Origin of the sequence: Paraburkholderia sp. (assembly GCF_028283785.1) — a bacterium.
Lineage (GTDB): Bacteria > Pseudomonadota > Gammaproteobacteria > Burkholderiales > Burkholderiaceae > Paraburkholderia.
Map to the genome: position 1 here is coordinate 357,805 of NZ_JAPWKB010000019.1, position 13,768 is coordinate 371,572.

Annotated in this window: 9 protein-coding genes and 1 pseudogene; 1 reads left to right on the forward strand and 9 read right to left on the reverse strand. The window is 62.8% G+C overall.

Annotated features, from left to right (window positions below):
- Positions 1 to 215: 215 nt before the first annotated feature.
- From PW947_RS23890 to PW947_RS23905, 4 genes are all read right to left on the reverse strand, one after another.
- Positions 216 to 851 (reverse strand): riboflavin synthase, encoded by a 636-nt coding sequence (locus PW947_RS23890; RefSeq protein WP_299634875.1) that lies wholly within the window; start codon positions 849 to 851, stop codon positions 216 to 218.
- Positions 852 to 901: 50 nt separating this feature from the next.
- Positions 902 to 2,059 (reverse strand): bifunctional diaminohydroxyphosphoribosylaminopyrimidine deaminase/5-amino-6-(5-phosphoribosylamino)uracil reductase RibD, encoded by a 1,158-nt coding sequence (gene ribD, locus PW947_RS23895; protein WP_299634876.1) that lies wholly within the window; start codon positions 2,057 to 2,059, stop codon positions 902 to 904.
- Between the two features lie 53 nt (positions 2,060 to 2,112).
- Positions 2,113 to 3,396 carry a glutamate-1-semialdehyde 2,1-aminomutase gene (gene hemL / locus PW947_RS23900; protein WP_299634877.1) on the reverse strand — a complete coding sequence of 428 codons (1,284 nt, stop codon included), beginning with the start codon at positions 3,394 to 3,396 and terminating at the stop codon, positions 2,113 to 2,115.
- A 214-nt stretch (positions 3,397 to 3,610) separates the two neighbouring features.
- Entirely contained in the window at positions 3,611 to 4,165 is a 555-nt protein-coding gene (locus tag PW947_RS23905) for a hypothetical protein (RefSeq protein ID WP_299634878.1), read from the reverse strand.
- 245 nt (positions 4,166 to 4,410) lie between these two features.
- Between PW947_RS23905 and PW947_RS23910 the strand changes: the two genes are divergently transcribed.
- Positions 4,411 to 5,625 carry a Bcr/CflA family multidrug efflux MFS transporter gene (locus PW947_RS23910; RefSeq protein ID WP_299634879.1) on the forward strand — a complete coding sequence of 405 codons (1,215 nt, stop codon included), beginning with the start codon at positions 4,411 to 4,413 and terminating at the stop codon, positions 5,623 to 5,625.
- 191 nt (positions 5,626 to 5,816) lie between these two features.
- Here the strand turns inward: PW947_RS23910 and PW947_RS23915 are convergent.
- From PW947_RS23915 to zwf, 5 genes and pseudogenes are all read right to left on the reverse strand, one after another.
- Positions 5,817 to 6,954 (reverse strand): annotated as a pseudogene (locus PW947_RS23915) (IS481 family transposase).
- A gap of 938 nt (positions 6,955 to 7,892) precedes the next feature.
- Positions 7,893 to 8,845, reverse strand: a protein-coding gene (locus PW947_RS23920) for an IS5 family transposase (protein WP_299634880.1) whose coding sequence is annotated in 2 segments (ribosomal slippage) — positions 7,893 to 8,267 and positions 8,270 to 8,845 — 951 coding nt in all. Because the reading frame shifts where the segments join, the coding sequence is not laid out codon by codon here.
- 478 nt (positions 8,846 to 9,323) lie between these two features.
- The gene (locus tag PW947_RS23925; protein WP_299634881.1) at positions 9,324 to 11,237 is read right to left on the reverse strand and encodes a bifunctional transcriptional regulator/glucokinase; all 1,914 of its coding nucleotides are present in this window, start codon (positions 11,235 to 11,237) and stop codon (positions 9,324 to 9,326) included.
- Positions 11,218 to 11,910, reverse strand: a complete 693-nt coding sequence (pgl, locus tag PW947_RS23930) for a 6-phosphogluconolactonase (protein ID WP_299634882.1) — start codon at positions 11,908 to 11,910, stop codon at positions 11,218 to 11,220. The genes PW947_RS23925 and pgl overlap by 20 nt, the downstream gene beginning before the upstream one ends.
- A 165-nt stretch (positions 11,911 to 12,075) precedes the next feature.
- On the reverse strand, positions 12,076 to 13,536 hold the full coding sequence (gene zwf / locus PW947_RS23935) for a glucose-6-phosphate dehydrogenase (RefSeq protein WP_299634883.1): 1,461 nt from the start codon (positions 13,534 to 13,536) through the stop codon (positions 12,076 to 12,078).
- Positions 13,537 to 13,768 lie beyond the last annotated feature (232 nt).

The window sequence follows — 13,768 nt, forward strand, 5'->3', positions numbered from 1 at the left end:
GAAGCGAATGTAGCGGCACGCGTACGGAATCGCTTTGACATCTATCAAGGCTTTGATGTCGATCAAAGACGCTGCGACAAAATATCCAACCTGAACGGGAGATAAAGCGGAGATGACGCGGAAGGTGACGCGATCCGGTTACGTCGATGGACGCAACCGGATGCGGTTCGGAAACAGCGGGGCAAATCGAAGCGGGCAGCGCGCTTCGATGACACTTACTTGAGGTTCAAACCCGGTTGACCGGACGTCGACAGCATCCGTTCGACGTAGCGCGCAATCAGATCGACTTCGAGATTGACCTTCGTGCCGTCGCGCAGATGCTTGAGCGCCGTGACATCGACCGTATGCGGGATCAGGTTGATCGAGAATTCGCAGCCGTCGTCGCGATCTTCGACCGTGTTCACCGTCAGGCTCACGCCGTTGACCGTGATCGAGCCTTTGTACGCGAGGAAGCGGCCGATCTCGCGCGGCGCGAGCACGCGCAATTCATGCGACTCCCCAACCGGCGCAAAGCGCGTGACGGTGCCGAGCCCATCGACGTGGCCCGACACGATATGGCCGCCGAGCCGGTCGTGCGCGCGCAACGCCTTTTCCAGATTGACTTCGCCTTTGTCGGCGAGACCGGCAGTGCGGTTCAGGCTTTCGCGCGACACGTCCACTTCGAACGAATTCGCGGTTTTCGCGACGACCGTCATGCAGGCGCCCTGGATGGTGATGCTGTCGCCAAGCTGAACGTCTTCGAGATCGAGGCCGCCGGCTTCGACGTCGAGGCGAACGCCCGCGTCCGCTTCGGTGCCGAGCGGCTTCACTGATGCAATGCGGCCGACCGCCGCGACGATTCCGGTAAACATCGTGCTGATTCCTTGAAAACTAGGTTAGTTCGCTGCGCTCACGTTGCACGTTATTGCGACGGTGCGGGCGTGGGCGTTGCATTCGACGGCGCGTCGGCGACCGGCGCGAGCCGCGCCAGAATCCGCAGATCGTCGCCGAAACGGTCTACCGCGTGGAAGTTCAGACGCACGCGGGCGTCGAGCGTGTGGGGCGCGACGAGATTGAACATGCCCATCGAATCCGTGCCGAGCAAACTGGGCGCGAGATACACCAGCAGTTCGTCGACGCAGCCTTCGCGCAGCATCGAGCCATTCAGTTTGTAGCCTGCCTCGACATGCAATTCGTTGACGCCGCGCTCGCCGAGCGCTTTCAGCACGCCCGGCAGATCGACCTTGCCGGCCGGATTGGCCATCTGCACGATCTCCGCGCCGCGATCGCGCAACGCGGCGGCGCGCTCGGTATGGCGCTGGTCGAGATCGCCGCAGAAGATCAACGTGGGCGCACCCGCCAGAATGTTCGCCTCGGGCGGCACGTCGAGCCGGCTGTCGATCAGCACGCGCAACGGCTGGCGCGGCGTATCGACGGCGCGCACGGTCATGCGCGGGTTGTCTTCCTTCACGGTGCCGATGCCGGTGAGAATCGCCGACGCGCGCGCGCGCCATGCGTGACCGTCCGCGCGAGCGAGTTCGCCGGTGATCCACTGGCTGGTGCCGTCCGGCAAACCGGTGCGACCGTCGAGCGACGCCGCCACTTTCATCCGGACCCACGGTCGGCCGCGCGTCATCCGCGACACGAAACCGATGTTCAACTCTTGCGCCTCGTTTGCAAGCAGGCCGCACCGCACTTCGATGCCCGCGTCGCGCAGGATTCGCAGACCGCGCCCGGAGACCTGCGGATTCGGGTCTTCCATCGCCGCGACCACGCGTGACACCTGCGCGTCGATCAGCGCGTTCGCGCACGGCGGCGTGCGGCCGAAATGGCTGCACGGTTCGAGCGTCACGTAAGCCGTGGCGCCGCGCAGATCGTGACCGCGCGAGCGCGCGTCTTTCATCGCGCGGATTTCCGCGTGATCCTGACCGGCCGGTTGCGTGAAGCCTTCGCCGATCACCTCGCCGTGGCTGTTGACCAGCACGCAGCCGACGCGCGGATTGGGATCGGTGGTGAACAGGCCGCGCTTCGCCAGAGCGAGCGCGCGTTCCATATGGACGAAATCGGGTTGCGAGAACATCGGCGTGGGCGGTCCCTTGATTGTTCCGTGGCGTGTGCGGGGCGCGTCGATGCTCAGGCGGCCAGCGACGCGAATGCGCCGCGCGCCGCGTCGATCGTCGCATCGACGATCGCGTCGTCGTGCATGCTCGACACGAAGCCCGCTTCGTACGCCGACGGCGCGAAATACACGCCCGCGTCGAGCATCTTGTGAAAGAACGCGTTGAAGCGCGGCACGTCGCTCTTCGTGACTTCGGCGAAGCTGCCCGGCACGGCGTCGGTGAAATACAGGCCGAACATGCCGCCGATCGCATCCGCCGCGAACGGCACTTTGGCTTCCTTCGCCGCGTTCGCGAGCCCGTCCGCGAGACGTTTGGTCTGGGCGGTGAGCGCTTCGTAGAAACCCGGCGCCTGAATCAGTTGCAGCGTTTTCAGGCCCGCCGCGACCGCGATCGGATTGCCCGACAGCGTGCCGGCCTGATAGACCCCGCCGAGCGGGGCGAGATGCGCCATGATGTCGCGCCGTCCGCCGAACGCGGCCGCCGGCATTCCGCCGCCGATCACCTTGCCCAGGCACGTCAGGTCGGGCGAGATGCCGTAGACCTGCTGCGCGCCACCGAGCGCGACGCGAAAGCCGCACATCACTTCGTCGAAAATCAGCACTGCGCCGTATTCGGTACAGAGGCGGCGCAGCGCGTTCAGGAATTCAGGCGTTGCGCGCACGAGATTCATATTGCCCGCGACCGGCTCGACGATCACCGACGCGATCTCGTTGCCGAACGCCTTGAACGCTTCTTCGAGTTCGGTGACGTTGTTGTATTCGAGGACCGTGGTGTGCTTCGCGATGTCCACCGGGACGCCCGCCGACGTCGGATTGCCGAACGTCAGCAGACCGGAACCGGCCTTGACGAGCAGGCTGTCCGCGTGACCGTGATAGCAGCCTTCGAACTTGACGATGCGGCTGCGGTTCGTGAAGCCGCGCGCCAGACGCAGCGCGCTCATGGTGGCTTCGGTGCCGCTCGACACCATCCGTACCTGTTCGATGGACGGCACCAGCTTGCAGATTTCCTCGGCGATCTCGATTTCGGATTCGGTCGGCGCGCCGAACGAGAAGCCCTTCGACAGCACGCGCTGAACCGCTTCGAGCACTTCCGGATGGACGTGACCGACGATCATCGGTCCCCACGAGCCGATGTAGTCGATATAGCGCTTGCCTTCGGCGTCCCAGAAATACGCGCCTTCAGCACGTTCGATAAAGCGCGGCGTGCCGCCCACCGAGCGGAAAGCGCGGACCGGCGAGTTCACGCCGCCGGGGATGGTTTTCTGGGCGCGTTCGAAGAGAGCTTGATTGGTGGACATGGACGTTGAACCTGTCTGAGGGTGTCGGTAGATCGGGGGCCGGGTGGGTGCCGATGTGTCCCGGCCTGTTCCGCGCCGGGCCGCAAGACCTGTCGCGACGGGGATTTGCCGTGCGGCGAGCCGGAATTTCAGCGGTGCTTTCAGCAGCGGATGGGTTGCCGAAATTGTACCGGAGTCGGCTCGCAACGGCCGCGCGCCGGGCAGCGGGCACGCGTCAGGATTCGCCGGATTGCACGCGCGGCGCGCGGCTGCGTCGAGCGGCCGGGATCGGTGCGGAATCAGGCGCCGACTGCGTTGCCAGCGGCGCTATCGACGGCGGTGCGAGCGGTTTGCGCGGGCCGGTCAACGCTTTCCAGCGCTTTTCCAGTGCGCCCTCGGCGATCGGTTTGATCGAGATGCCGGAGGTCTGCGCGTCCCAGGTCTGCACGGAAAACGGGTAAGTGCGCAGCGTGTCGCGGTCGATCGTGACGACCTCGTTCGCATCGACCAGCCAGTCGTAGACGAAGTCGATGCACAGCCGGAAACCGCGTTTTTTTGTCGCATCCGGCACCTCGTACGGCGCGCGGGTCACGTAGCCGGAGCCGAACACGCCTTTCGGCTCTTTCGCGACCCGATGCAGAAACACGCGGTCGCCCGGCAGGATGCTGCGCGCGAAGCCGCAGCCCCAGACATCGGCGACCGCTTCGCCCGCCGCGACGCGCTTCGCGACCTCGGGCAACGCCGGCCAGGGCGATTTTTTGGGGCTCCAGATCAGCAGGAAAGCGGTCATCGTGACAGGTCGGATGGGTGATGCAACGGTGAAAGAAAGGCGCGGTCGCAGCGGCGGCGGGCGCTTGCGACAGAGCGATTGGATTGCGCCGACAGGGCGGAAACGACCGGCCGATCTTTCTGCTGTCGCGTACAATCAATTCAAAGTATGCGGGATTCGTGCGAAAAATAGCGTGAATCCCTTCGTTTCTGCTGTCCCCGTCCGGTGCATCTGGACCGGTTGGGCTGTCTCTCTTCTGGATTTCCATGTCTCAAGCCACATCCCGCCGGCCCGATGGCCGGCTGATCCTGTTGCTCGGCGCGCTCGCCGCGTGCGGCCCGATCTCGATCGACATGTATCTGCCGAGTCTGCCGTCGATCATGCAGGCGTTCGCCGTGACCTCGGGCGCGGCCCAATCGACGCTGACCAGTTTCATGTTTGGTTTTTCGATCGGGATGTTGCTGTACGGGCCGTTGTCGGACTCGTTCGGGCGGCGTCCGGTGTTGCTGGGCGGGATTGCGATGTATGCGGTGGCGAGCGTGGCGTGTGCGCTGTCGTTCTCGATCGACTCGCTGGTGATGTTCCGTTTCGTGCAGGCGTTGGGCGCGGGTGCCGCATCGGTGCTGGCGCGGGCGATTGCGCGCGACGCGCATGCACCGTCCGATGCCGCGAAGGTGTTGTCGATGCTGGCGATCGTCACGTCGATCGGGCCGTTGCTCGCGCCGTTGATCGGCGGTCAGTTGTTATTGCTGGGCGGCTGGCGCGTGGTGTTCTCGGTGCTGACCGTGTTTGGCGTGGTGTGTGCGGTGACCGCGTATCTGAAGGTGCCGGAAACGTGGCCGAAGGAGAAGCGGGCGGAATCCGCGGTGCTGCGATCGTTCGGCGCGTATGGAACGTTGCTGCGCGATCCGGTGGTGTGGGGACATCTGCTCTGCGGCGGGATGGCATTTGCGTCGATGTTTGCGTATATCACCGCGACGCCGTTCGTCTATATCGAGTACTTCCATGTTTCCGCGCAGCATTACGGGTTTCTGTTTGCGCTGAATATCATCGGCATCATGGGATGGAATTTCATCAACACGCGACTGGTGGGGCGAGTTGGGGCCGTGCCGATTATTTCGTTTGCTTCGCTGGTGAGTTTTGGGGCGTCGGCGTTTGTTTGTCTCGTGAGTTTGACCGGGTGGGGTGGGTTGTGGTCGATCGTTTTCGGGCTGTTTTTCGTGGTCGGTGTTGTGGGTGTGTTGTCGGCGAATTGCACGACTGAGTTGATGCATCGGTATCCGATGAATGCCGGTGCCGCTGCTGCGGTGTTTGGGGCGGTGCAGTTGTCGTTGGGGGCGGTGTCGAGTATGGCGGTTGGGATCTGGACCGATGGGTCGCCGTTTGGGATGGGGGTGGTGGTGGGGGGGGCGGGTGTTTTGTGTCTCGCGGGGAGGGGGTTGGTGTTGCGGGCGCATCGGAAGGGGGTTGTAGTGGTTTGAGGTTTTTGGTTTTGGTTTGTTGTGGTTGTCCTGGTTTTGCTCGCTTGTCCCGGTTTCGCTCGCTTGTCCCGGTTTCGCGTCGGTCTGCCTGGATCGTCCCTGTGCGGGACCGCACCTACTTTTCTTTGCTCGCGTGTACAGACTGGAGACATGGTTGACACATGTACGGGGACATCGTTGACACCTGATGGTTACGGTTTTGTGGTCTTCAGGTCAAGTCTGGCGACGCGGTGATGGGCATACCAGAACTCATACACGCCGTCCGTATCGGGCTTCGGGCGCACAGCCACGCGCAGTCCCTTGAGCGCAACCGACAGGCGCAGCACCCGATCCCGGAAGCGCACCACGCCGCTTGCATTGACCCGTAACACTTCATCGTCGGGGCTGTACTCAGGCTCCAGCAGCCGCTCGGGCATGGCCCGCTCGCTGGGCCTGTAACGCGTGAGCGGAGTGGCCATATCGAGCGCCTCGTGCGGACGCTCGGTGTTGTACACCGCGCCAGCGCTCGAGCTCCCGTTGCACATGGGCGTGCGTGGTGAACGCATGACGCTCGAGCACTTCGGCCTTCAGCGTGCGATGAAACCGCTCATCCTTGCCATTGGTCTGCGGGTGATACGGCCGGCTGTAGCTCACGCGGATTCCCAGCCTGATCAGCCATACCGCGAGCTCGGTGAGCTGCCGTGGGGCGCTGGGCGCCCCCCAGGGCGCGCCATTGTCCGTATTGATACGCACGGGCAGACCGTAGCAGCGGAACGCCCGCTCCAGCTCCGTGCGCACGACCTCGGTGGTGGTTCGCGAACAGGCCGCCAGCACGATGTTGAACCGCGAGTGATCGTCCAGCACCGTGAGCGGGGAGCAGCGCCCCGTCTCCAGCGTCGCGAAATCGCCCTTGAAATCCATCTGCCAGAGCGAATTCGGATACGCATGTTCGAAGCGCTGCCAGTGCTGGCGCTGCGCGGACGCGTGTGGATGGATCATCCCGTGACGGCGAAGGATCTCGGTGATCGTGGCCGCCGCGGGAACGCCGGTCATGCCCAGATCAAGCAGGCGTCGCGCGATCTTGCGTCCGCCCCAGCCGTGCTCACGGCGCAATGCCAGCACGGCCTGAACCGCCTGATCGGGCGAAGCGCAGGGACTGTGATGCGGGCGTCGGGAGCGATCGGCAAGACCGTCGCCGCCTTCAGCCCGATGGCGCTCCAGCCACTTGTAGCCGGTCTGGCGGCTGATGTTGAAGCGCCGGCATAACTCGCTGAACGGCAACGAATGCTGGATAGCGAGGCAAACGAATTCCTGTCGGAGACTCATGGTGTCTTTTACGTTCCAGGGCATGGTTGGATCCGGGCGTTCGATTGCCCGAAAGTGTCAACCATGTCCCTGTACACCTGTCAGCTATGTCTCCAGTCTGTACACTCGCGCAAAGAAAAGTAGGCAAAAGAAAGCGCGTTTACACCGCCACTCCGTAGCGAGTGGCGTCCTTCCAGAACGGGTAGTGGACCGCGCACGATTTGAGTTGCCGCAGCGTTTGCCTTGGTGACAAGGCAGTCATTCGTTCCGGCTGTTCGCTCCGCGACAGCCGACGGGCACAGCCCCGTCTTTATCTCTCGGCGTCATTCGCGCGCTGCACTCTGTCGGTCACAAAACCCATTTTTCTGGCATGCGCCGGGCTGGTCGCGCGCGCAAAATCCCAAGCCAATTCGAACGTCGAAACCATCGTGAAGGCGGGCGAATGCCGTGGCGCAAACCGGGCTTCGAGCCGACGCTGGAACCGTCGTGAGAGCTGGCAATTCGAGAGGCGAAACCGGGCTTCGAGCCGACGCTGGAACCGTCGTGGGGGGGCAATTCGAGAGGCGAAACCGAGCTTTGATCCCACGCCGGAATCGTCGTGGGGCCGGGCAAATCGAGTGGCCCAAACCGGGTTTTGAGCCGAGGCTGGAGCCGTCGAAAAAGCGGGCGAATGACGAGGCGCAGATGGGGTTTTGAAGTGGGCTACCGCCGCGCAGCGGGCGGGATGTGCGGATGCGGGCCACCACGCCAAACCGACCGGTCGCTCCAAACGTGCGCGGTCCACTACCCGAAAATTGATAGACGCCACTCGCTACGGAGCGCGAGGTAAACGCGCTTTCTTTTGCCTAGGAAGGTCTGAATAACCCGTTTTTGCTTCGGATTTCTAACCGGTGCGCTCAGCGTGAAGATCGCGTCATCCTTCACACTTGGTTGATGCGCTACCGACCGCGCGCTTGCTGGCCCCTATGCCGAGTTGCCGTCGTTCATTGTGCTGTCAGCTTCCTGCGCGCCATCCAGAGATTGACCAGCGCGAACTGCGTTTCGATTTGCGCCGTGTTTTTCGCCAGTCCCCGATACCGCGCCTTCACATATCCAAACTGACATTTCAGTACCCGGAACGGGTGCTCCACCTTCGCTCTCACGCCCGCCTTGAGCCGCTCGATCTCGTCGTAAATCCTGTCGAGCCGCTGGCTTCTGTCCAGCTTTCGCCGCTTGCTCAGCCTCATCGCGACGTGCCACTCAACCGCACCTGTTTCGCCCCGCTTGCCGATGCCCACATAACCCGCATCGGCAAAGGCAACCGTCTCCTTGCCGTGCAGCAGCGCGTGCGCCACCGTGACGTCGTGGACGTTCGCCGACACGTGCATTTGACCGTATGCACCAGACCCGATTCGGCATCGACCCCGATATGCGCCTTCATCCCGAAGTGCCAGCTGCCGCCCTTTTGCGTCTGCTTCATCTCGGGGTCTCGCGTGCCGGGCTTCTTCGTTGAATTGGGCGCGGCAATCAACGTCGCGTCGACGGCCGAGCCCACCTTGAGCATCAGGCCTTTCGCCTCCAGCAGTTCGTTGACCGTCGCCAGCATTCTGGCCGACAGTTGATGTTCCTCAAGCAGGTGCCGGAACCGCAGGATCGTGCTCTCGTCGGGCAGGCGCGTCATGCCAGCGTCCAGCAACGCGAACTCCCGATACAGCGGAATGTCATGCAACGCCTCCTCCATGGCCGGGTCCGAGAGACTGAACCACTGCTGCATGAAGTGAATCCGCAGCATCGTCGCAAGCGCAAACGGCGGACGGCCAGTGCGGCCTTTAGGGTAGTGCGGCTCAATGAGCGCAATCAGCTTCTGCCATGGCACCACGCGTGTCATCTCGTCGAGAAATTCGCGCTTGCGGGTGCGCTTCGTCGAAAGATCCAGACCCAGACCAAGTTGCGTCATCACGTCACTCCCTGAATTCCCCTGAGCCCAGGATAGTCCATGCTCGCGTCAATGTCAGGACTTTTGCAGACCTTCCCCTACTTTTCTTTGCGCGAGCAAAGAAAAGTAGGTGCGGTCCCGCACAGGGACGATCCAGGCAGACCAGCGTGAATACAGGAAGCGCACGCCAACCCAGGAGCAACCAAACCACCGCCATGCGAACCGCATGACGCACCCGGTCCCGCACAGGGACGATCCTGGCAGACCAGCGTGAATACAGGACGCGCACGCCAAGCCAGGAGCAACCAAACCAACCGCCATGCGAACCGCATAACGCACCCGGTCCCGCACAGGGACGATCCAGGCAAACCGACGCGAAAACGGGACAACCACAGCAAACCCGACAGACCAGCGGAACCTCGGGACAAGCGAGCAAAACCAGGCAACCCACCGTGAAAACGGGACAACCAACCAAAGCCCCCACGGAGTGAAAACCCCTTTACTCCCTCGCTGAAGAAGCCACCCCATGACTCAACCAATCCAGCACCGCACTACTATCATCATCGGCGCCACGCCGAGCCTTAACGACAGCCTCGTTCACCTCCGCATTCGGCGCAGCCCGCCGGATCGCCACACCCACGGCGAGAATATCGATCATCACCAGATGCAAGATCCGCGAAATCATCGACAACTGCGATTCGCGAATCTCGATGTGATCGGTTTCAAGCGCAACGGTCGCGCGCTTCGCCAGCGGCGTATTGCTCGACGTAATCGCAATCACCTGCGCGCCCGCGGCCATCGCCACTTCCAGCACCCGCAGCAATTCCGGCGCGCGTCCCGACTTCGATACCGCCACGATCACGTCGCCCTTGCCCAGCAACGCAGCCGAAGCTGCCTGCATGTAAAGATCGCCGTAAGCAATGGTCGGAATGCCAAACCGGAAGAACTTGTAGTGCGCGTCCTGTGCAACGATGTTCGAATTGCCCAAGCCGTAAAACTCGATGCGTCGCGCACTGTTCAACATGTCGATCGCACGTTCGACATGCTCGAAATTCAGATGCTCGCGCAACTGCAAAATCGCCGACACGGTGTTGTCCAGCACCTTCGCACCGAAATCCGTCGCGGTGTCGCCGAGATGCACCTGGCTATGGCTGACCGGAATCGTGCCGGTCAAACCCGTCGCGAGTTTCAGCTTGAAATCCGATAAGCCCTGACATCCCAGCGACCGGCAAAAACGGATCACGGTTGGCTGGCTCACATCGGCTTTACGCGCGATGTCCACGATCGGATCGTTGATGATCGAACGCGGATGATTCAACGCGAGATCCGCGACGCGACGCTCGGCCGGCGTCAACGCATCGCGCATCTGACGGATCCGCTCGAACACCGCCGACGAACTCCCGCCCGCGCGATTCGACAACTGCTCCGCGAGAATCGCCGACACGCCCAGAAACGCCGGATATTCCGCCGTAATCACGTACGTCGGCACGTTCTTCAGATACGCCTCGAAACGACCCTTCGCTTCGAAACGCGCGCGGAACGACGACTTCTCGAAGAACTCGCCCAGACGCGGCACCACGCCGCCGCCAATGTAGATGCCGCCGAGCGAACCCAAGGTCACCGCGATATTGCCGGCGAACGTGCCGAGAATCCCGCAGAAACAATCGACCGCTTCCGCACACAACGGATCGCCGTCGAGCGCGCGCTTCACGACTTCCGCGGTGTCGAAGTTCGCGCCGACGCGCTTCTTGTCCCGCGCTGCCAGCGCACGGTACACGACCTCGATGCCCGGGCCCGCCGCCACACGCTCGAACGACACGTGCGACCACTTCTTGCGTGCATATTGCAGCACCAGTTCTTCGCGTTCGTCGGCCGGTGCGAAGGTGGCGTGACCGCCTTCGCTGCCCAGCGCGATCCAGCGGTCGTCGGCGGGAATCAGGCCCGACACGCCGAGGCCCGTGCCGGCGCCCAGCAAACCGATCACGCTGTTCGGACGACGCGAGCCGCCGCCGACCTGCACGCGTTGCGCGTCGGTCAGACCGGGCAGCGCCATCGCCAGCGCGGTGAAATCGTTGACGACCAGCAACGTGTCGAAACCCAACGCGCGACGCGTGGCTTCGATCGAAAAACTCCAGTCGTGATTGGTCATGCTGACCGTGTCGCCATCGACCGGATTCGCAATCGCAATCGCCGCGTGATTCACACGGCCGATCTTCGTGTCTTTCAGATACTTCTTGATGACGTCCGCGACGCCGGGATAGTCGGCGCACGGATAGACGATCACCGACGTAATCTCGCCCGGTCCCGTCTCCAGCGCAAAGCGCGCATTGGTGCCGCCGATATCCGCGAGCAAACGCGGTCCGTCGGCGTGCTGGCCCGCGCCCGGGACAGCTTTAGTTACACCAGTAGACATCGAGTCTCACTCCCTTGTCGTTTGCCAGCTTCGAGATGGCATTTTTTTGTGGCGCGGCTGCGGCGGCGTTCAACACGTCGAGCTTGCGCTGTCCTGCAATGAACAAAAACAACCGGTCGACCTGCTTCAACGCCGACATCGACCAGCTCACGCGTGCATGCGGCGCATTGCCCGGATGCACGGCGACAAATTTTTCAGGCGTCGTGATCGCGACGTCCCACTCGGGCGCGTCCGCGAAAATCGACGCGGTATGACCGTCTTCACCCATGCCCAGTACGGCAACGTCGGGAACGGCGAAAGCGGCGTCCGCATTCAACGCGGCGATCTGCGCGTCCAGCGTCGTCGACACATCCACCAGCGGCCGGAACGCGGCATTGCGCGCCGCGTTTTGCAGCAGCGTTTCGTGGACGAGCCGCGCATTGCTCGCGTTATCGGATTCCGGCACCCAGCGATCGTCGACCAGCGTCACGGCAATGTGCGCCCAGTCGAACGTCTGCGTGGACAGCGTTTGAAGGAACGGACGCGGACTGGTGCCACCCGACACGGCGAGTGTCGTATGCGCGCCGGACGTGCCGGCCTTCGCGGCGAGCGACGCCTGCAACGCGTCGCCGACAGCCTGCGCCAGCGCATCGGAATGGACGCGGGGATCGTCGAAAGTATGAAGTTCGATCACTTCTCCTCCGTACAGCTTTCTTGTTAGGTCTGCGGGCTGCGCCGTCGATACGGCGACGCGGCATGCGGTGCCTGGTGGCGCTGCCCGTCAGTTCATCGTGGCGGTCATGGCATCGCGCCGCCTGGCAGGACAACCCGCCGCCGCGCGATGCCGTCAATCCGTTCGTCAGTTCTCTTCTTCGAGCCAGCAGGTGCCGTGCTGCGCCAGCATCGCGCTCGCGGCGGCCGGACCCCAGGTGCCCGACGCATACGGCTTCGGCGGACGGTTCGACGCATTCCATTCGTTCTGGATCGGCTCGACCCATTTCCACGCGGCTTCCTGTTCGTCGCGTCGCACGAACAGCGCGAGGCGTCCGTTGATCACGTCGAGCAGCAGGCGCTGATACGCCTCCATCTGGCCTTCGCGGAAGAACTGGTCGAACGCGAGGTCGAGGTGGACGCTTGCCAGATTCATGCCTTCGCCGGGCTGCTTCGCGAGGCAGTAGAGGCGGATGCTTTCGTTCGGCTGCAAGCGGATCACGAGGCGGTTCGCGCCCGGGCGCAAGGCCGTCGGTCCAAGCGCCGAGTGCGGCACCGAACGGAAGTTGACGACGATCTCCGCGACCCGGTCGGCCAGCCGCTTGCCGGTGCGCAGAAAGAACGGCACGCCCGACCAGCGCCAGTTTTCGATCTCGACTTTCAGCGCGACGAAGGTTTCCGTGGTGCTGTCCGGCTTCACGCCGGGTTCGGTCGCATACGCGGGCACGGCGGTGCCGCGAATTCCGCCCGCGTGATACTGGCCGCGCACCGCGACCTTGCCGATTTCGTTCGGGTCGATCGGTTTCAGCGCGCGCAGCACGCGCAGCTTTTCGTCGCGGACCGAATCCGAATCCATCGAATGCGGCGGTTCCATCGCGACGATCGAAAGCAGTTGCAGCAAATGGTTCTGCACCATGTCGCGCAACGCGCCGGTGTTGTCGTAGAAGTCGCCGCGCGCTTCGACGCCGAGTTCTTCCGCAATCGTGATCTGGATGCTTTCGACCCATTCGCGACGCCACAACGGTTCGAACAGCGCATTGCCGAAGCGCAGCGCGAGCAGGTTCTGCACCGGCTCTTTACCGAGGTAGTGGTCGATCCGGTAGATCTGTTCTTCGCGGAACATCTGGCCGACTGCGTCGTTGATCGCGTTCGACGAACGCAGGTCGTAGCCGAGCGGCTTTTCGAGCACGATGCGCGCGTTTTCGTTCAGACCGACATCGGCCAACGCGCGGCAGATCGGCACGAACAGCGACGGGCCGGTGGCCAGGTAGAACACGCGCGTGCCGGTCAACTGATTGACGGCGTCGCGCAGCAATACGAAATCTTCGGGCTTGCCGAGGTCGAGCTTCACATACTTGATGCGTTCGAGAAACGACGCCCACGCGGTTTCGTCGAGACCGTTCTTCGATACGTATTTCTTGACGTGGCTGTTGACCCACTCGATGTAACCGTCGCGGTCCGCAGCATGGCGGGCCACTGCGACGATGCTGCCGCTTTCGGCCAGCATGCCTGCACGGTGCGCTTCATACAGCGCCGGCAGGATCTTGCGCATCGACAGATCGCCGGTTCCGCCGAAGAGAACGAAGGTGAAGCTAGAGTCGGTAAACATGAGTCTCCATCGATGTCCTGGAGGTCGCCAAAGTCAGTGAAAACGCGACCGTAGTCCGATAAAATTTTTTTTGACACTGAATTGTAGTTTAACTACAATCCAAATCAAGAGGTAGCGCTAAATCGATGAAAAAAGCACAGCCGTCAAGGCGAAATGCGCGTTTTCCCGAGGTGGCGCAGCACCTTTGCATGTTAACGGACAAACCGTTGACGCATGCGCCAGCAAGGCTTCC

What these genes read in the sequence shown, in the direction of transcription:
- PW947_RS23890 (WP_299634875.1), bottom strand. Translation starts at nt 851, where the DNA reads ATGTTTACCGGAATCGTCGCGGCGGTCGGCCGCATTGCATCAGTGAAG.
- ribD (WP_299634876.1), bottom strand. Translation starts at nt 2,059, where the DNA reads ATGTTCTCGCAACCCGATTTCGTCCATATGGAACGCGCGCTCGCTCTG.
- hemL (WP_299634877.1), bottom strand. Translation starts at nt 3,396, where the DNA reads ATGTCCACCAATCAAGCTCTCTTCGAACGCGCCCAGAAAACCATCCCC.
- PW947_RS23905 (WP_299634878.1), bottom strand. Translation starts at nt 4,165, where the DNA reads ATGACCGCTTTCCTGCTGATCTGGAGCCCCAAAAAATCGCCCTGGCCG.
- PW947_RS23910 (WP_299634879.1), top strand. Translation starts at nt 4,411, where the DNA reads ATGTCTCAAGCCACATCCCGCCGGCCCGATGGCCGGCTGATCCTGTTG.
- PW947_RS23925 (WP_299634881.1), bottom strand. Translation starts at nt 11,237, where the DNA reads ATGTCTACTGGTGTAACTAAAGCTGTCCCGGGCGCGGGCCAGCACGCC.
- zwf (WP_299634883.1), bottom strand. Translation starts at nt 13,536, where the DNA reads ATGTTTACCGACTCTAGCTTCACCTTCGTTCTCTTCGGCGGAACCGGC.